Origin of the sequence: Motilibacter deserti, from assembly GCF_011250635.1 — a bacterium.
GTDB lineage: Bacteria > Actinomycetota > Actinomycetes > Motilibacterales > Motilibacteraceae > Motilibacter_A > Motilibacter_A deserti.
Genome location: NZ_JAANNP010000264.1, coordinates 1 through 725 on the forward strand (window position 1 = coordinate 1; position 725 = coordinate 725).

Consider the following 725-nt stretch of genomic DNA (forward strand, 5'->3'; position numbering starts at 1 on the left):
CCCGATGTCCCTGCCGGGCGGTGGGTCGGTCCGCAACGAGTTCAACGAGTCCTACGGCTCGAACGTCAGCCTGCTGACCGGCCTGCGCCGGTCGGTCAACACGGTCTTCGTCGACGAGGCGATCGACGTCGGCCCGGCGAAGGTGCGCCAGGCGATCACCAGCTCGGGCATCCCCGACGACGCCCCGGGCCTGGAGACCAACGCCCGCATCCCGCTCGGTATCGCGTCGGTCTCCCCGTTGCAGATGGCGCTCGGCTACTCGACGTTCGCCGGCGAGGGCATGCGGCCGAAGAAGGCCTACAGCATCCAGCGCGTGTGGGCGGTCGACGACCCCGACAAGATGCTGATCCAGGCGCCGAAGCAGCCCGACCGCGTGCGCGTCTTCTCCCGGGACATCGCTCGGGATGTGACGTACGCGATGGAGCAGGTCGTGCGCAACGGCACCGGCACCGAGGCGCTGGCCGTCGGCACCGACGTCGCCGGCAAGACCGGCACGCACGGCGTCGACGACAAGACGCTTACCGCGTGGTTCGTCGGCTTCACCCCCGAGCTGTCCACCGCCGTCTCGTTCTACCGCGGTGAGGAGACGCAGGAGGACCTCGACGGTGTCGGCGGCGAGGGCACTGCGGCATTCTTCGGGGGTGGATTCCCCGCGCGCATCTGGACCGCTTACATGAGCGCCGCCGTCGAGCTGCCCGGCTACGACGGGGGCACCGACTTCCCTG

Annotated in this window: 1 protein-coding gene; it reads left to right on the forward strand. The window is 69.9% G+C overall.

The genetic code is table 11. From position 1 onward, the window contains the following. On the forward strand, nt 1–725 hold a 725-nt coding region (locus G9H71_RS22950; RefSeq protein ID WP_231135359.1), incomplete at both ends, for a penicillin-binding transpeptidase domain-containing protein.